This is a genomic window from Moraxella sp. CTOTU47724 (assembly GCF_032014955.1).
GTDB lineage: Bacteria > Pseudomonadota > Gammaproteobacteria > Pseudomonadales > Moraxellaceae > Faucicola > Faucicola tetraodonis.
In genome coordinates, this window is sequence record NZ_DALZSV010000015.1 from 1 (window position 1) to 17,456 (window position 17,456).

Genomic DNA, 17,456 nt, shown 5'->3' on the forward strand with positions numbered 1-17,456 from the left:
CGCAGGGTGTCAAGTATAGCATATTACCATAAAATAGCAGGTTCAAAACCTAGCTGCTTAAGTCAGGCCTATTTAATAGGCCTAAAATTTAAGGAATTGATTAATGTGACAAGTATACAGACATTGACTCAGTTATTGATTCAGTTGTATTGCCACCTTGTTTCAGATATCAACGTTTCAGACATCTATAATAATTTTAGTTTGTCTACACCTAGAAAACCGCTACAATAGCAAGATTTTAATGAAGTTTTGTGGTAAATCGTGCGTGATCAGTGAGAGGTAACATGCAAATATCAAAACAACCTGTGTCAAACGACCAAGCGGCGCTACCCAGCGAAAGCTCAACAGGCACAAAAAAGTCTTGGGGCGAAGCCATCAAAGCCTATATGGACAAGCGCGCTTGGGTGATGTTGCTATTGGGTTTTTCTTCAGGGTTGCCTTATCTATTGATATTTTCTAGTTTGTCAATTTGGCTCAAAGAAGCAGGGTTTGATATCAAAATTATCACCATGTTTAGTTGGGCGATGCTGGGGTACTCGTTTAAGTTTGTTTGGTCGCCCCTCGTCAATGCCGTGCCGATTCCACTGTTAACCAAAATGCTAGGCCAACGCCGTAGTTGGCTAGTTGTGGCACAAATTGTGGTTGCCTTTGCAATTTTTATGCTTGGTAGTTTCAATCCCACCAGTGATGTTGTACTTGATTACATGGCATTTTTTGCCGTGTTGTTAGGTTTTTCAGCGGCGACACAAGACATTGTGATTGATGCTTATCGCATTGAAATTGCTGAAAAATCTATGCAGCCCGTACTCTCTGGTATGTTTATGGCAGGCTACCGAATCGGTCTGATTGTCGCAGGGGCGGGAGCGCTGTTCTTGGCAGAATATTTTGGCTCGACCAAAGCCACTTACAACTACGCTGCTTGGCAACAAACCTATTATATTATGGCATCCTTGATGCTAATAGGGGTTGTCACCACCCTTTTGATTAAAGAACCCACCGTCACCCGTGAGCAGCATGAACGCCCGATGTCGGATTATTTTCAACTGTTTTTACTATTTTTAATTTCAGTGATTGCGCTGATTGCCAGTTTTATTGTCATCGGTCATGTGCTTCCAGAGACTGAGTCAAAATTTTTGGGCTTTGTTTATGAGAGCATTAAATTTATTGGCGCTGTGGTTATCGCCATTGGCACCGCGTTAGTGTTATTAAAAGCCAAAATCATCAAAAAGCAAGTCGCGGTTGACATGTGGGTCGCGCCGATTCAAGACTTTTTCATTCGTTACGGGAAAAAAGCCGTATGGCTGATTTTATTGATAGGCTTGTATCGTATTTCAGATATTGTGGCAGGTACGACGTCAAACTTGTTTTATGTTAATTTAGGCTTTAGCAAAACCGATATCGCCTTGGCGGTCAAAACCTTTGGGATGGGAATGTCAATTGTAGGCGGTATTCTAGGCGGTTTGCTTGCTGAGCGTTTTAAAATCATGAATGCTATGTTGATTGGTGCTATTTTAGCGTCAGCCAGTAATTTATTGTTTGTGATTTTGGCGGGCAAGGGACATGATTTTTTTTACATGTACTCAGCGGTGATGTTTGATAACCTCGCATCAGGTCTAGCAAGTGCCATCTTTGTCGCCTTTTTATCGGTATTGACCAATATTCGCTTTAGCATGGTACAGTATGCACTGCTTAGTTCATTGATGACGTTAACACCAAAAATTTTGGGTGGCTACTCAGGTGCGATGGTAGAAACCATGGGGTATCCTGCTTTTTTCACTTTTACCGCATTGATTGGGGTGCCTGTGCTGTTTTTGATTTATATGGTAGATAAGCATGTGATGAGCCAAGATGCGACAAGAGGCGATAACATCACCCATGAATAACCCAATGTCATCTTACACCATTCAATCATTATTGGCTGTACCAAGCAGGGTTGAAAAACACATCCGCAAACAGTTGCTGGGTGAGTATCTTCATGTAGGGCAGACTTATCTTATTACCCATGATAGCGAAATGGTAACTGCAGAGATAGCCACTCAATATTTTGCTGCGCTAGATGAGTTGATGGCCGGTAAACCATTCGCTTATGTGCTAGGTAAACAAAGTTTTTGGCAGCATGAGTTTTTAGTCAACCAGCATACTTTAATACCGCGTCCTGATACCGAAAGGTTGATAGAAGCAGTGCTTAATCATCATAAAAATAGCCTAAGCAAACCAATGAATATTTTGGATTTAGGCACGGGGTCAGGTTGTATTGCCATCACGCTGGCGGACGAATTTGAAAATTCATCCGTTAGCGCAGTGGATAAGTCGCCTGAGGCGCTAAAGGTAGCAGCACAAAATGCTAAAAGACTAGGGGTTAATAATATCGCGTTTTTTGAAGGCAGTTGGTATGAACCCTTTATGACAGTTAATGCAGATGAAAGCAATAAATTTGATATCATCGTATCTAATCCACCTTATATCGATCCCAACGATCCCCACTTGGCAGGCTTAACCGATGAGCCTATTAGCGCGCTAATCGCGGATAATAAGGGTATGGCGGATATCTGTCATATTGTCAAAACTGCGCCACAATTTTTACAGCCTCATGGGTTATTAGCAATTGAACATGGGTATGATCAGGGTGAACAGGTTAGGGACGTATTTTTGTCAAATGGCTTTGGCGATGTAATCACCGTCAAAGACTATGGCGACAATGAACGAGTAACGCTAGGTGTACTAAATTAGTGTACTAAATTAATGGGCTAAAATAGCCTAAGTAAATATGTGAAATTTAACTACTATGTTCGAGCAAACAGAATTAACCGATGCAGAAATGCTACGCTATGCCCGCCAAATATTGCTAGAAGGGTGGGATATAGAAGCACAAACGCGGCTAAAAAATAGCTGTGCGATTATTATTGGGATGGGCGGGCTGGGTTGCCCACTTGCAGAGACCTTGTGCCGTGCTGGCATTGGCAAAATGCTTATTATTGACGATGATACGATTGATGAGAGCAATCTGCAGCGGCAGTCGTTGTTTACCCCTAACGATATCAGTCAATCTAAAGCGCTGGTAGCCAAAGCTAAATTACATGAAATCAATGCATTTTGTGATGTTATCGCCATACAAGCACGTTTAACAGCCGATAATTATCAACAAATGGTTGAACAAGCGAAAATAAATAGCCTAAGCAAATTAATCTGTGATTGCACAGATAACTTCAAAGCACGAGACCTCATTAATACCATCGCTGTCAAGTCAAATTTGTCACTATTATCAGCCTCTGCCATTGCGCAAACCGGGCAACTGGCATTATTTACGCCACAGCAGGGTTGCTATCATTGCTTATTTCAAGGGGCAGGAGATGATGAGCAAACGTGTGCCACTAGCGGCGTGCTTGCCAGTACTACCCAAATTATCGGCAACCTTCAAGCCCAAGCGGCTTTAAGTTTTTTGGGACTCGGTATCAATCCTATAGCGCAAACGTTATTGCTATGGAACGGTAAAACCATGAATCTTAAAAAACTTCACTATCGTAAAGACGCGAACTGCGAGATTTGTAGCCAACCATCGGCTATCACAGACGTAATGTAAACTAGAGTTAATCATGCAAAAAAATCACTTTTTGAAAAAATCCTTAAATGTCATTCAGCGGGTCGGGAAGACGGCAACCGTGGCTGGCAAAGCAGGGCTGCGCATCACCCAAGGTGAAAAAATGACCCCAACGCTGCTGCGCCAAAGCTTTGAAGAGTTGGGTACTACCTATATCAAAATCGGTCAGTTTATTGCCAGTACCCCGTCCATCTTTCCCCGCGAATATGTGACAGTATTTCAAGGCTGTCTGGATCAAACCACGCCCATGCCTTATAGCTATATTGAAGGTGTCTTAAGAGAGGAACTGGAAAAAGATGGGCAGACATTGGAAGATATTTTTCAAAGTATTGAGGTCAAACCGTTAGCGTCTGCATCCATCGCCCAAGTTCACAGTGCTATTTTAAAAAATGGCGATAATGTGGTGTTAAAAGTGCAAAAACCTGAAGTAGATACCATCATTCAAACCGATTTAGGCATGATGGTTGGGTTGACTAAACTGATTGATAGTATCGCACCGTCGCTAAAATTTGCCAGTATTTCACCCATTATTGATGAAATCCGTTTGCGCATGGCAGCAGAAACGGACTTCTTACAAGAAGCCAAAAACATTGATGATTTCCAAGATTTTTTGAAAAAAACTGACAATCATAAAGTAGTCGCGCCCGATGTTTATCATGATATCAGTACCAAAAAAGTACTTGTCATGACCCGGTTCTTTGGGGTGTCGATGATTGATGATGCCGCCATGCGTCAATACTGCAAATACCCCGCACAGGTGATGACAGATACTTTAAACACGTGGTTTTCTAGCTTGATGCTGTGCAATAGTTTTCATGCCGATTTGCATGCAGGTAATTTGATGTTGTTGACCGATGGTCGTATTGGCTTTATTGATTTTGGGATTGTAGGCAAACTTGAACCCAAAGCGTGGCAAGCCAGTATGGGGATGATGGATAGTTTTGCTAAAGAAGACTATCGGGGCATGGCGCATTATATGGTTGAAATGGATATGACCCATGCGCGAGAGCAAGTCAATGTCGATGTCCTTGCCCAAGATCTTGAATCAGTGATGAAAAAAATCTTGGCAGATGATAGTTTGTTTATGGGAAAAACCATTGACCAAACCATGCCAAACCGCTTGAAAGATCATACTGATGAAATCAATCAAATGTTGCTTGAAATGGTGGAAGTCGGTAAACGCCATGGTATTCACTTCCCAAGAGATTTTGCGCTACTGACCAAGCAACTGTTATATTTTGACCGCTTTATGAAAGTACTTGCCCCTGAAATGGATATGTTTCATGATGCGCGGATTAAAATGGCATAAACACGCGATGAATTAATCCTCTTTGCGCTGTAGCCATGTTCTAAGCCAAGTTAAAATCGCTTGGTGGTGTTTGATACATAGGCTCAGCGCCTTTAAGTCTGCTTTTAGGGTTTTTTGTTCGCGCTGTAGGCTTTCTAACATCAGTTGAACCACCAACTCTGTCACCAGGTCTGAGATATCATCAATATTGCGCTGACTAAGTTCCTTAAAAAACCGCGCCCAATGTTTGATAAGTTTGTTTTGCTGCTCTGAGGTCAAGCCCGCCAGTATAAAATGTGCTTTGGCATTGATTCGATCGTAAGTTGACCATTTTGGGTTATCAAAATCCTGCAATCTTGATTGAATGGTTTGAATCCAAGTAATCAACTTCAATAATTCTTCATCGGCAATGGCTTGCCAAGTCAGACAGCAGCTTTCATCATAGTTTTTGCAGGGTGTATCCATGGCATGAGTGATGCCATCAGTTTCACCAGTTGAATTTTCGTCCAATCGAATCGGGGCTGTTGGTTTGGTAGATGGGGGTCTCGGTTTAAAAACATTAGCCGCTTCGCTTCGCTGATAAATATCGCGGATGACAGATTGGCTAATGCGGTTATTTTCCAGACTGCCTAACAGCTCTGGCTGAAACAAAAAACACAGCTGCAGATGCAGTTGTACCGTCAATTCGCTATCAAAATTGAGCAGGGCATCTTGCGCTTGCCGTGCTTGGTTTTTTCGCCCCAATCCCATTTTGTTCTTGATGTCTTCACGCAGCAACCAGCCATAACTGCCTTTTGGCAGTTTTTGGGTCAGCGCCGAGAGCTGCTGCAAAATTTTGCTGCGGTTTTCAGGGGTATTGGTAGGATATTGACGCGTCAGACTTGAGTACAAATAGGCTGATAGGGGAACGGCTTGGGCGATTTGTTGCTGCATCGCTAACAAACCATGCGCTTTGACATAGCTATCAGGGTCATGATTATCTGGCAGTGTCAAAAAGTGCAATTCCTTGCCATCAGTGAGCGCAGGCAATCCCACTTCCATGGCACGCCAAGCGGCTTTTTGTCCTGCACTATCACCATCAAAACTTAAAGTAAGTATGGGATTAAATTGCAGTAATCTTTCGATTTGTGATTGCGCCAATGCTGTTCCCATGGAGGCAACTGCGCCATACACGCCCGCTTGATGAAGGCTTATGACATCCATATAACCTTCAACCACCAGCCAGTCTTTGGCTTTGGCCTTGCGGCCTTCAAAAAGACCATATAACACGGCTTGCTTATGAAATACAGGTGAATCTGAAGAGTTGATATACTTGGGCTGCTCATCATCAGACATGGTGCGACCGGCAAAGCCGATCACCCGTCCTTGTTGGTCGCGGATGGGAAAAATCACCCGATTGCGCAGCAAATCAAAATCACGCCCATTTTGCGAAGTGCGCACCAATCCCAAGATTTTTAAACCTTCGATGTCTTGGGGGAAGGCTTCTTCAAGATGTTGCCAACCGTTTGGGGCAAAACCCAAGGCAAATTCTTCGATAGTGTGCGGCGTCAGTCCACGTTTGAGCAAATAATGTTGGGCAAAGCTATTTTGCTGTAATTGATTTTGATAAAACTGGCAGATTTGGGTGAGTAAGTCGTATAAACTTGATGAACTATCCTGCGGGCTGTTATTTCCCATGTCATCAAAGGGTGAAAATCCGCCAACGCTTGCGTCATCATACTCGCCAAAAGGGATAAAGCTCGTATCTAAGTTATCAGACGTTTGAAAATCATCAAAAGCGTCTATCCATAAAGCCTCTGCATCGTCAATAGACGGACGCTCGGCAACATCTGAGTCAGAGAGGGCTTGAGCGGGACTTTGAGCTAGATTTTGATGAGAGGATGCCCTTGCTTGCGATACAGCAGGTTTGGGCTGAATGGGTGTTTTTTTATAGGTATGTGATTTGTTGACAGGTTCTTTGGGCAGTTCAATCCCCGTTTGACGGGACAATTCTTTGAGCGCTTCACCCGCGGTGAGGTTTTCGTACTCTTTTAAAAAGGTGAGCGCATTGCCGGCGACACCACAGCCAAAACAGTTATATAGCCCCTTTTGCGGATTGACAAAAAATGAGGGCGTTTTTTCTCCATGAAAAGGGCAACAGCCTTTGAATTCATTGCCCGAACGTTTGAGCTCCACATGCTTGCCAATAATCTTGACGATATCAGCATTGGCAATGATTTGATCAATGATGGCATTGTTACTCATGGTAAAAAGCGCATTTCCAGTTAAAAATTAGCTGATTGAAAAAAAATAGCTAGGATAAACCTAGCTAATGTTAACAGGGTTTATAGATTATTTGACTTGACTGGTATTGTCAGGTGGCAGACCCAAACCAATTGTAGTCTCACGTGGTCTTGTCGGTGTTTCATCATTTGCCGTGGTAGCCGGACTTGGCAGGCGCATTGCCGCAGCTTGCTGAATTGAGGTCTGAATCACTTGCGGCTTGGTATTGCCTGAGTATTGCCCCGACTGCTGAGCTAGCCCTTGAACAGCAGCATTTTGTGAGCTTTGACCCAGCACGCCCAATGTGGCTTTATTTAACCAGTTTGAACCGGTACGGGTATTATCAAGTTTGACGTTGCCACGCGCATCAATCAGCGCAGGGTAGTTGATACGAAGTAGTTGTTTATATTGGTTGGCGGTATCTGTCATTCCCAGTTTGTCATAGCTATAGGCGATGGTTGCAATAGACTCTGGAATCGCTTCGCTTTGTGGATAGTACTGAAATACCCATTTAGCACGGTTGGCGGCTGCCACATAGGCTTTGCGTTTAATATACCAGCGCGCTACATCCATCTCACTTTCTGCCAATTGGTTATAAATATAACGCATACGTAGCGCAGCGTCTGGGGCATAGGCACTATTGGGAAAGCGATTAATCAGTTGCTGAAAGTTATTAAAGGCAATGCGCGAATAGCCCATATCACGGTGTGCAGGATTAAGTTTGGTGTATTTCATTACGCCGCCTGAGGCTGCCTGCATATTTGAGATGCCGCGAACATAGTACGCATAGTCAACTTGCGGGTTCGATGGGTAAGACTGGATAAAACGATCAGCACTGGCAATCGCATCCAAATAGTCACCATGTTGGTACTGCGCATACATCAAGTCAAGTAACGCTTGCTCGCTGTAATCACCCACAGGATAGAAAGTCCGTAAATCGTTTAACTGGCTAATCGCTTTGGCAAGGTTGCCTTTTTTGATGTTGTCAGACGCTGCTTGGTAGTAGCCTTGTTCGCTTTTTTCAGCTTTGGTCGCGACGACTTCGTCTTTGCCACCAAACAATTTTGAATTTTTTAGCGTTTGACAGCCAGATAAAGTGGTCAAAGCCAGAGTAATTGCGGTGAGACCCACAACTTTGGAAAGATGATGCATACGAACCTCAAATCTATTGCAAAAATATTTGCCCATCATAATACTTATTGTTCAAAACTGAATGCAAAATATTGTATTAAAAATTTCACTAAGTCTATCACGAAACGTTATACTTTGTGACCTATCCGCACATATTAATTTTGAAAATCCCTATACCCTAAGTCTGAACTGTTTATGACCACGCCAATCGCCTCACATCCGATCAACTTAAATCCAATCGAATCAAACATTGAATCTATAACTGAATCTATGACTCAAAACAATACCAATCAACTCGAAGAAGAATGGGAAAACCTGTCACAACCACACCCAAGCCATCAGGATCTGCAGACCCACGATGCTGGCAGTCATCAAATTGTCCAAAATTATACAGTCAACTCTGAGCAAATAGGGGAGCGCATTGATAAAATTGCTGCCTTGGTGTTTAGCGACTATTCGCGTGAGCAAATTAAACATTGGCTTGAGTCAGGCGAATTAACCGTAAACGGCGCAGCGCAAAAACCCAAATATCGTCTTAAGCCCAATGATATGTTGGTGCTTAAAGCGAGTTTGACCGCTCAACAGCAAGATTTGCCTGAGAATATCCCACTTGATATCTTGTATGAAGATGAGGCGGTGCTGGTCATCAATAAGCCCGTAGGCTTGGTCGTCCATCCTGGCGCGGGCAATGGGTCAGGTACGCTGGTCAACGCGCTGCTTTTTCATTATCCTGACAGCCGCACGCTACCTAGAGCAGGATTGGTACATCGCATTGATAAAGAAACATCGGGTTTAATGGTGATTGCTAAAGACAGTCAAAGCCAGCTGCATCTAATTAATCAGCTTAAAGACAAATCCGTGTACCGGCTTTACCAAGCAATTGTGTTGGCTTCCGCCGCTGAGCTTGCCCGCCATCGCACCATTGATGCACCCATTGGTCGCCATCCGACCCAGCGCACCAAAATGGCGGTGGTGGGTAGTGGCAAACCCGCTGTCACCCATCTTGAGAAAATCACGGCGATAAGCGACGCTGTCTCATTGGTCAGTGTCCGTCTTGAAACAGGGCGTACCCACCAAATCCGCGTACACTTATCAAATTTGGGTTTTCCATTGCTCGGAGATCCGCTCTATGGCGCTGCTCGTAAAAATGCAATATTGCTAAAAACCTTGGATGACGACCAAAAACACATCGTGCAACAGTTCCAGCGTCAGGCGCTACATGCTTATGAGCTTGGCTTTATCCACCCAAAAACAGGCGAGACTATTAAAGTGCAAGCACGCCTGCCCGAAGACATGCAAAAATTACTCGACACCCTAAAGCCCTAGCAAACCCATAATTTTTTACCGTAATATTACTTTTATTAGATTACTGAGGCGTTATTGAGGCGTGTTAGTGAGCGATTAGGGTACGCCCCGCTATTAACCTAACCCATTTTTTCCGTCAAATATTTCCAATAGCGTTTTGGCAAATACTGAATATGCAGCTTGCGATTTAACCGCTCTTTGATGGTCACATGGGTAAAATATTTTTGCCAAAGCGTTTGGTATTGTTGTTCTGCCTTGCTATAAAATTGCTGCGGATGCAGTAGCGCTTCATCATCTACATCAAAGATGATATGGACTTGTTCGCTGGGATCATCGTGAGCGTAATAAATACCAAACCCGCGTTTGACATCATATATCGCCCAAGTTTGATCGGCATAGCGTTCTTTAAAATGCTGATGCAAAATGGGTAATACATTAAAATCGGGCTCAACGCGCGCAAAATATACCGGTTTTTCAGTGTCTGGCATTTGCATTTGTTCAAATCGCACAAACGCCTGCATACGGTGGCGCTCACGCCCGACCATTTTGATAAGCTTGCTCACTGCCATCACATCCGCATGGGTATAATTCTCCCACACATCAAGGTTGGGATTGGACAATTGAAACCGTACCACCCCAAACAGATGACTATACACGGTAGGCGATTCTGATAAAAAGCCCCACAGCAGTTGCCGCATACCGTTTTTGCCAAAGACGTGCGCTAATTTATCACTCACCCGTAAAGTTTTGGCTTCATCGGTCGCGACGGTGACAGTGTCTTGCCAAAAATTGGGCACCACTTCATGCTCGGCTTGAATGGTCACAATCGGGGTGTGCTGCCAACCATTCTCATAAATGGTGAACACACACGTGAGCCACCCTTCAAAGCTGCCATCAAAGATTAAAATGGGGGTCTCAGCCGTCACTAAATCCATAAATGATTGACCTTTTGCACAGTGGACTTTAAAACCTTAATTTTAAAAGATTGATTTTAAAAAATTAAGTCTAAAATAATAATGCTAAAACAACGCCAATTGACCATGCCGTTCGGCTTTGAATTTGGTTTGGGTCTGCGCCAGTACATAATCGCGGAAGTTATCCTGGGTTAAATGACTTAAATGCTCATTGCGACCTTTGAGTGCGATAAAGTATTTGGCACGGTTCACGGCAGCGCCCATTTGCTTGAGATGTTCGAGCGTCAAAGTTGAAAATTTTCGTGCCTGAACAATTTTTTTGGCGGTTCGGGTGCCAATACCAGGAATACGCACAATCATTTTGTAAGGCGCGGTCTGAATATTGACGGGGAAATGTGACTTATTACGAATCGCCCAAGCCAATTTGGGGTCACAGTCCAAATCCAAAAACGGATGGTCATCGGGTAGAATTTCTTCTGCTTCAAATCCATAAAAACGCATTAACCAATCCGCTTGGTACAAGCGATTTTCTCGCACCATCGGCACAGGGGTGCCCATGGCGGGCAAGCGATTGTCACTGAGCATAGGCACATACCCTGAATAGTACACCCGTTTTAGCTCATATTCTTGATAAAAATGGCTCGATAAACGGATGATTTGTAAGTCGGTCTCTTGCGCTGCGCCCACAATCAGCTGGGTACTTTGACCCGCTGGGGTAAATTTTGGGGTATGTTTGTGTTGTTTTTTACTGTCTTTAAACACCACGATTTGTTCTTGCACCACTTTCATTGGCGCTTTCATATCGTCATGGTTTTTTTCAGGTGCGAGCAATGCCAAGCCAGATTTGGTGGGGATTTCCATATTGACGCTTAAGCGATCGGCATACAACCCTGCTTCCTGCATCAGTTCAGCAGACGCACCGGGGATGGTTTTTAGATGAATATAGCCATTGAATTTGTGCGCAAGGCGCAAGGTTTTGGCGACACGAACCAATCGCTCCATGGTATAGTCGGGCGATTTGAAAATCCCTGAGCTTAAAAACAAACCTTCAATATAGTTGCGCCGATAAAACTGCATGGTCAAATCCACCACTTCTTCGACAGTAAAAGCTGCACGCGGCGTATCGTGACTGCGCCTTGAGGTACAATACGCGCAATCGTAGATACAATGATTGGTAAACAGTATTTTTAAAAGGGAAACACAGCGGCCATCTTCGGTAAAGCTATGACAAATACCCGAGTTAGCCGTGCCGAGTCCTTTGTTATGATTGTCACGTTTACTGCCACTTGATGAACAGGAAACATCATATTTGGCAGCATCGGCTAAGATGGATAATTTGTCTTGCAATCTTTCATAATTCATCGCGTAAACCTTGCATATCTCATATATCAGAGGATAAAAACATAAAAAATAGGTTGCAAAATTAAACTTAAGATGAGTATTTTACCTTATCAGCGGCTAAAAATACGGTTAAAAAAAAGCAAGACGACAACATGTGACGTCTTGCTTTTGGTAGATTAACTAATTAGTGACTACAAATTACAAATTACGAATTACGGATTAACGATAATAGCCGGTGCAGTCGTGACAGGCACGGTGGTCATTGTCGCTACCGCAGGCGTTGATGCCGGTAGCAATACCGGGGTTGTCGTGGTAGTAGAAACCACCGTGGCAGGTTTTGACACGGTTACTGTCGCGCCTGAGCCTGTTTGTACCGTAACTGGGGTGGTGGTATTGACATTCGATGTTGATACTACAGTGGTACTAGGTAGTGTTGTAATAGGCGCTGTTGTTAATACAGGGGCTGTGGTAGTGACGACAGGCGTAGAGGTAGAGGTAGAGGTAGAGACAGTGCGATAGGTCGGCGTGGTGACAATTTGTGTCGGGTAAAATGGCATACCGTCAACGATGGTAAATCCATTGGGGCGAACCATTACTGTATCGCTAGTGCCATCGCTATGTTGATTGACAATCGTTGTGGTTTTTGGCGCCACGCGGGTTGTGGTTACTGTTGTTGTTTTTTTGGTGGCGGCTTTAACGGTGCGCGCATGACTCGGCGTTGCCACGGCACTCATGGCAATCACCACAACAGTCGCGGCAACGATTTGGGATTTTTTTATAGCAGTCATCATCATGTTATGTTTCCTCAAAAATACACAGTGGTAAAAAATAAATAGGGGTCAAAAATATACACCGAATTGATGAAATTATTATGCGCATATTGTTGATAGAAATATAAGTTATAAATGTAAATAACACGCAAAATTTGCAATTTATGCGATAGCTGCTGTGAAAAAATGTAACTGCATGGGTAGGTTAACCCATTGAACAGGACACTTTGATAGGCTTGAATTTTTGCTAATTAAAGCGCTTAGACCAGCAAAAAAATAGGCGTGACGGTTGTTTTATTGGGTTACAAGGTTTATCCTTATCCGTTGACATTGAATATTTGGGCAATGCCACGTTAGCGTAAATTTTTTAGCAGTCAAACTTATCAATTAAATGTAGGAGCTATTCATGTTTTCACATGTAGAACCGTATGCGGGTGACCCGATTTTGGGGTTGATGGACAAGCATAAACAAGACCCACGTGCCGACAAAGTTAATTTGGGTGTGGGTGTATATTTTGATAATGACGGTAAATTACCCGTCCTCAACTGTGTGCAAAAAGCTGAAGCACAAATCGCTAATCCACCAAAACCACGTCCATATCTACCAATGGACGGTCTGCCAGGTTATCGCGCCGCTTGCCAAAACCTATTGTTTGGTAAAGACGCACAAGTATTAAAAGATAAGCGTGTGGCAACCACAGCGACCATCGGTGGTTCAGGCGCGCTCAAAGTCGGGGCTGATTTTATTCATGCTTGGTTTCCACAAGCCAAATGCTATGTGTCTGACCCAACGTGGGCGAACCATATTGGTATTTTTGAAGGGTCTGGTTTTGCGGTGGGCAAATATCCCTACTATGATGCAGCGACCAATGGCATCAAATTTGATGAACTCATTGCCTTTTTAAACACCTTGCAAGCCCATGATGTGGTGTTGCTGCATCCCTGTTGTCATAACCCAACGGGCGTTGACTTGACCCAAGCGCAATGGGATAAAGTGCTTGAAGTGGTCAAAGCCAAAAACTTGCTTGCCTTTATGGATATTGCCTATCAAGGCTTTGGTGAAGACATGGATGCAGATGTCTATGCGATTCGCAAAGCAGTGGACATGGGCTTGTTATTCTTTGTCAGTAACTCATTCTCAAAAAATCTATCACTGTATGGTGAACGCGTTGGCGGTTTATCGGTGGTGTGTAAAGACGAAGCACAAGCCAAAGCGGTACAAGGTCAATTGCAGTTCAATATCCGCCGCATTTACTCAAGCCCACCTTCGCACGGCGGTCACGTGGTTGATATCGTGATGAATGACGAAGCGTTATTCAATGAATGGGTACAAGAAGTGTATGTGATGCGCGATCGTATCAAAGACATGCGCCAAAAACTGCGTGACAGTTTAGAAGCCAAATTACCCGGTCGCAGTTTTGAATATATCACCAAGCAAAACGGTATGTTTAGCTATACTGGTCTCACCCCTGAGCAAGTAGCGCGCATTATCAAAGATTTTGGTATCTATATGGTCGCTAATGGTCGTATCTCGGTTGCCGGTCTAAACGCCAGCAATATCGACTATGTAGCCAATGCCATGGCAGAAGTGTTAAAAGACTAAGCTTATTAAATGCGCTCATTAAATAAACCTGTTAAAAAACTAAGATAATTAAACAATCAAAACCCTTAACCGCGTGTTAGGGGTTTTTTATGACGTATGGCTTACGATTTATAAGTGATGGTGTATGACTTATGATTAACGGGGGCGGGGGAGTATTTAAGCCCTTCTGGTAAGATTGTAGAAATATTTTTGACTGTTGTTAATTAAATTCCCACAAAAAACCTTGCTTTTCGTATCGGCTTTTGCTGAGATACCGACTACAATAATTTTTATAAAAATAGGATATCTTTTATGGTCGCTCACAACCCCATACCCAATTTTCAAACCGCAACTGATTCTACGCCGCCATCCATCCCGCAAGCCCTCACCCCCCAGTTTCGTGAAATCGACTACGGCAATAACGTTGCCCAGCGTACCCTGTGCGTTCTGGTGTTAGATTTGTCAGGCTCAATGGCGATACGCTCAGGCAATGGTGACAAACGCCGTATCGATATGCTCAATGAAGGGATTGAGGCGTTTTATCATGATTTGATGAAAGATGAAACAGCCCGCAACCGTGTGCGTTTAGCCATTGTCATCGTGGGCGGGCTCAATGACACTGCAGAGCTGATGATGGACTGGACAGATGCGATTGATTTTTTCCCCATTAAATTTCGTGAAAATGGCATGACGCCGCTCGGACAAGGTATGTTACTTGCGCTCAATTTGATTGAGCAAGAGCGTATCAATCTGCGCGACAACGGTATCAATTATACCCGCCCTTGGGTGATTGCCATGACAGATGGTCTACCCACCGACAGCCAAGATGTGTGGCAGGCGGCTATCAACCAATGTCACCAAGCCGAGCAAAATAATCAATGTATTATTTATCCGATTGCCATTGATGCGGGCGTGCAAGAAGTTAAGATGCTCAAGCAACTGTCGATTTTAACCCCGCCCGTGCATCTCAACTCCGTTAAATTTGTCGAATTTTTTGTGTGGTTGTCCGCGAGTCTTAAGACCGTCTCACAATCTGCGCCTGGAGAAACCGTGCAATTAGGGAGTATCTCACCGTGGGCGACCATTCAAAGTTGAGGGTAAAGACAATCACCTGCAACGCTCATGATAATAAAAAAACCTAAAAAAAATTGGGGATAATGATGAACCAAACCACGGATTTGTTCGCGCAATCATCGCAATCATCAGTCCAACCATCTTGGCAAGTGTATGGCGCATCCAGTATTGGTAAATCCCATATCGACAGCAACCTGCCCAATCAAGACAGTATCTATTTGCAAAAAACCGAACACGGTATAGCGGCTGTGGTATGTGATGGGGCAGGCTCGGCAAAATTTAGCCAAGCAGGGGCAGCGTTTTTTAGTCAATCAATTGGAAAAATGCTGCTTAGTCTCGGTGTGGGTCTCGGTGTTAGTCGCAGTGTCAGCGGCATTGCGTTTGATTTAGTGCAAGTCAAACAGCAAATTATCGAGCAATTATCACAAATACGCCTTGACCTGCAGTCGCAGCTGCCCGCTGAATCGAGCCTAAGGGATTATCACACCACCTTTACTGGGCTACTCATCCATTCTAATCATCAAGCCATATTGGTGCAAATCGGTGATAGTCCCCTCATCACCAGCCAATTTGTTGTCCGCCATCCTCACATTGATTATTTCACCAACTTGCAAGTGTACGGGGATGATAGCAAGAATGAATACGTCAATGAGACACATTTTATCACCCAAGACAATTGGCAATCCTTTTTAAGGGTTGAGCCCATTGATTTATCGCAAGTGGATTGCCTTGCACTAATGTCAGATGGCTGTGCGGACTTGGTATTTGAAGGCGCAAGTGTTACGCCCAAAATTTACCGCCCTTTTTTTGGTAACTTGCTTTTTAATTTGACCCAAAGTCAAAGCTTACAGCAGGGCAGCGCGATTATTGAACAGGCGCTTGGCAACCCTGCCACCTATCGATTAACCGGTGATGATAAATCCTTGGTGGTATTACTAAAAAATCAACAGCATTATCAAAGCCTTGAACCGATGGTTGAGGGGCAAAATAAAACCCTAGCGAATGACACCCTAGAAAATGACACGATAGCGACTGCACCAAACAACCCCACGGTTTGGCATGCCGATGCTGTCAATCATAAAAATACCCGCGCCACTAGCACGCCTGATGACGTAGCCTTTAATAACATAAGCTCCAGTAACATCAATAACATAGCGCCCAACCCAAATCCGCACTCTGCCAATGTTGTAACTGACCCTGCAACTTTAGCGGCCACAACGTCACAGGTGTTGCCCCCTTCACAGTCCGTCAGTGACTCAACCAGGCAGCGGCGTAATACTGCTATGATGGCTGGCGCAGCGATGCTCATTGGCACAGGCATATTGGGCTGGATAAATAAAGATCGATTGCTACCTACGCAAACTGTCAACAATGCCAATACGGCAGCATCGGTGGCAAGCACAACGCCTACCTCGGCTATAACGCCCCCACTGACCGCGCACGCACTGGATGATTCCTATGCCATTGACTTGAGCACAGCCGCAGTGGTTACCGATAGTGGCAATCCCATTGATGATCCCATCTTAAAGGTAATAATAGCCAGTCCGCAAGGTCAGTCTCTCGATGTCATCGAGCAAAAATCCAAACAAACAAGCAGCGCTAAAACTAAAAACGACAATAAAAACGAAAACAAAAATAGGGTGAATCAGCCCTTATTATCCGCCACTATTACCACGGTGGTCGCTAATAAAAACCCAACGGTTGCCAGTGGCGCAGCGAGTACAGCTATGCAAAACCAACATACCGAGAGCGCGGCTACTTTGACCGACTCCCAATTTAACAATCATGCTGTCAAACTTGCCGCTAAAGCAAGCTGTTTGCCAGTTACCGATACCCATGATTTGACAAGTTTAGGGGTCACCATCCAGCCCACCATGAATTACTACAACTGCCAAATTAGCTTGCCTATCAAATCGATGACGAGCCAAATAGCTGGGTTAAGCAAAAAGACGGAAATCTTGGATAGTCTGACGCTTGACAAAGGGCTATCAGAAATTTTAACTAGCTCTACCACCAATATCGCAGCTACCGCCTCATCGGTTACGGGTTTGCCTGCTAGCACGGTCAGCGATTCTAGCGGCAATCAGCAAATACAGCTATACTATCTGGGTGTTACTGACTCAGTAAATCATATGAGTGCCACTGCTAGCACCGCTTTACCCACCTCATCTGCCCATCTGAAGAGATAGTC

13 protein-coding genes are annotated in these 17,456 nt (G+C 44.1%); 8 read left to right on the forward strand and 5 right to left on the reverse strand.

What is annotated here, in order from left to right:
* Window positions 1-284 precede the first annotated feature (284 nt).
* Genes RTR63_RS04875 through RTR63_RS04890 form a run of 4 tightly spaced genes read left to right on the forward strand, consistent with a single transcriptional unit; the run spans window position 285 to window position 4,907 of the window.
* Window positions 285-1,883, forward strand: coding sequence for an AmpG family muropeptide MFS transporter (locus RTR63_RS04875; RefSeq protein ID WP_138019297.1), 1,599 nt, complete (start codon window positions 285-287; stop codon window positions 1,881-1,883).
* Window positions 1,876-2,730: a peptide chain release factor N(5)-glutamine methyltransferase gene (prmC, locus tag RTR63_RS04880; RefSeq protein WP_312522979.1), complete on the forward strand. Its 855-nt coding sequence runs from the start codon at window positions 1,876-1,878 to the stop codon at window positions 2,728-2,730. Before RTR63_RS04875 ends, prmC begins: the two co-directional genes overlap by 8 nt.
* Before the next feature lie 55 nt (window positions 2,731-2,785).
* A complete protein-coding gene (locus tag RTR63_RS04885) occupies window positions 2,786-3,580 on the forward strand; it encodes a HesA/MoeB/ThiF family protein (RefSeq protein WP_312522981.1) in 795 nt (264 codons plus the stop codon).
* Window positions 3,581-3,593: 13 nt separating this feature from the next.
* A complete protein-coding gene (locus RTR63_RS04890; protein WP_095355420.1) occupies window positions 3,594-4,907 on the forward strand; it encodes an ABC1 kinase family protein in 1,314 nt (437 codons plus the stop codon).
* Between the two features lie 12 nt (window positions 4,908-4,919).
* Here the strand turns inward: RTR63_RS04890 and RTR63_RS04895 are convergent, their stop codons facing one another.
* Window positions 4,920-7,130: a DNA primase gene (locus tag RTR63_RS04895; protein WP_095355419.1), complete on the reverse strand. Its 2,211-nt coding sequence runs from the start codon at window positions 7,128-7,130 to the stop codon at window positions 4,920-4,922.
* An 87-nt stretch (window positions 7,131-7,217) separates the two neighbouring features.
* The gene (locus RTR63_RS04900; RefSeq protein WP_312522983.1) at window positions 7,218-8,300 is read right to left on the reverse strand and encodes an outer membrane protein assembly factor BamD; all 1,083 of its coding nucleotides are present in this window, start codon (window positions 8,298-8,300) and stop codon (window positions 7,218-7,220) included.
* Window positions 8,301-8,549: 249 nt separating this feature from the next.
* Here RTR63_RS04900 and RTR63_RS04905 point away from each other — a divergent pair, with 249 nt between their 5' ends.
* Complete coding sequence (locus RTR63_RS04905; RefSeq protein ID WP_312522985.1) at window positions 8,550-9,605, forward strand: RluA family pseudouridine synthase; 1,056 nt, start codon at window positions 8,550-8,552, stop codon at window positions 9,603-9,605.
* A 98-nt stretch (window positions 9,606-9,703) separates the two neighbouring features.
* Here RTR63_RS04905 and RTR63_RS04910 read toward each other — a convergent pair whose 3' ends face one another.
* The 3 genes from RTR63_RS04910 to RTR63_RS04920 all read right to left on the reverse strand — a co-directional run bounded on the left by RTR63_RS04910 (window position 9,704) and on the right by RTR63_RS04920 (window position 12,633).
* Complete coding sequence (locus tag RTR63_RS04910; protein ID WP_282849509.1) at window positions 9,704-10,519, reverse strand: TIGR03915 family putative DNA repair protein; 816 nt, start codon at window positions 10,517-10,519, stop codon at window positions 9,704-9,706.
* Between the two features lie 84 nt (window positions 10,520-10,603).
* Window positions 10,604-11,860 (reverse strand): putative DNA modification/repair radical SAM protein, encoded by a 1,257-nt coding sequence (locus tag RTR63_RS04915; protein ID WP_312522988.1) that lies wholly within the window; start codon window positions 11,858-11,860, stop codon window positions 10,604-10,606.
* Between the two features lie 191 nt (window positions 11,861-12,051).
* Window positions 12,052-12,633, reverse strand: a complete 582-nt coding sequence (locus tag RTR63_RS04920; protein WP_159374729.1) for a hypothetical protein — start codon at window positions 12,631-12,633, stop codon at window positions 12,052-12,054.
* 382 nt (window positions 12,634-13,015) lie between these two features.
* Between RTR63_RS04920 and RTR63_RS04925 the strand changes: the two genes are divergently transcribed.
* The 3 genes from RTR63_RS04925 (at window position 13,016) to RTR63_RS04935 (ending at window position 17,454) form a co-directional block, all read left to right on the forward strand.
* Window positions 13,016-14,212, forward strand: a complete 1,197-nt coding sequence (locus RTR63_RS04925) for an amino acid aminotransferase (protein ID WP_076776244.1) — start codon at window positions 13,016-13,018, stop codon at window positions 14,210-14,212.
* Window positions 14,213-14,503: 291 nt separating this feature from the next.
* Window positions 14,504-15,286, forward strand: a complete 783-nt coding sequence (locus tag RTR63_RS04930) for a vWA domain-containing protein (protein ID WP_312522993.1) — start codon at window positions 14,504-14,506, stop codon at window positions 15,284-15,286.
* 65 nt (window positions 15,287-15,351) lie between these two features.
* Window positions 15,352-17,454: a PP2C family serine/threonine-protein phosphatase gene (locus RTR63_RS04935; RefSeq protein WP_312522995.1), complete on the forward strand. Its 2,103-nt coding sequence runs from the start codon at window positions 15,352-15,354 to the stop codon at window positions 17,452-17,454.
* The last annotated feature ends 2 nt before the right edge of the window (window positions 17,455-17,456 follow it).

Coding starts and splice junctions, on each gene's coding strand:
- RTR63_RS04875 (WP_138019297.1), top strand. CDS start 285: ATGCAAATATCAAAACAACCTGTGTCAAACGACCAAGCGGCGCTACCC.
- prmC (WP_312522979.1), top strand. CDS start 1,876: ATGAATAACCCAATGTCATCTTACACCATTCAATCATTATTGGCTGTA.
- RTR63_RS04885 (WP_312522981.1), top strand. CDS start 2,786: ATGTTCGAGCAAACAGAATTAACCGATGCAGAAATGCTACGCTATGCC.
- RTR63_RS04890 (WP_095355420.1), top strand. CDS start 3,594: ATGCAAAAAAATCACTTTTTGAAAAAATCCTTAAATGTCATTCAGCGG.
- RTR63_RS04895 (WP_095355419.1), bottom strand. CDS start 7,130: ATGAGTAACAATGCCATCATTGATCAAATCATTGCCAATGCTGATATC.
- RTR63_RS04900 (WP_312522983.1), bottom strand. CDS start 8,300: ATGCATCATCTTTCCAAAGTTGTGGGTCTCACCGCAATTACTCTGGCT.
- RTR63_RS04905 (WP_312522985.1), top strand. CDS start 8,550: ATGACTCAAAACAATACCAATCAACTCGAAGAAGAATGGGAAAACCTG.
- RTR63_RS04910 (WP_282849509.1), bottom strand. CDS start 10,519: ATGGATTTAGTGACGGCTGAGACCCCCATTTTAATCTTTGATGGCAGC.
- RTR63_RS04915 (WP_312522988.1), bottom strand. CDS start 11,860: ATGAATTATGAAAGATTGCAAGACAAATTATCCATCTTAGCCGATGCT.
- RTR63_RS04920 (WP_159374729.1), bottom strand. CDS start 12,633: ATGATGATGACTGCTATAAAAAAATCCCAAATCGTTGCCGCGACTGTT.
- RTR63_RS04925 (WP_076776244.1), top strand. CDS start 13,016: ATGTTTTCACATGTAGAACCGTATGCGGGTGACCCGATTTTGGGGTTG.
- RTR63_RS04930 (WP_312522993.1), top strand. CDS start 14,504: ATGGTCGCTCACAACCCCATACCCAATTTTCAAACCGCAACTGATTCT.
- RTR63_RS04935 (WP_312522995.1), top strand. CDS start 15,352: ATGAACCAAACCACGGATTTGTTCGCGCAATCATCGCAATCATCAGTC.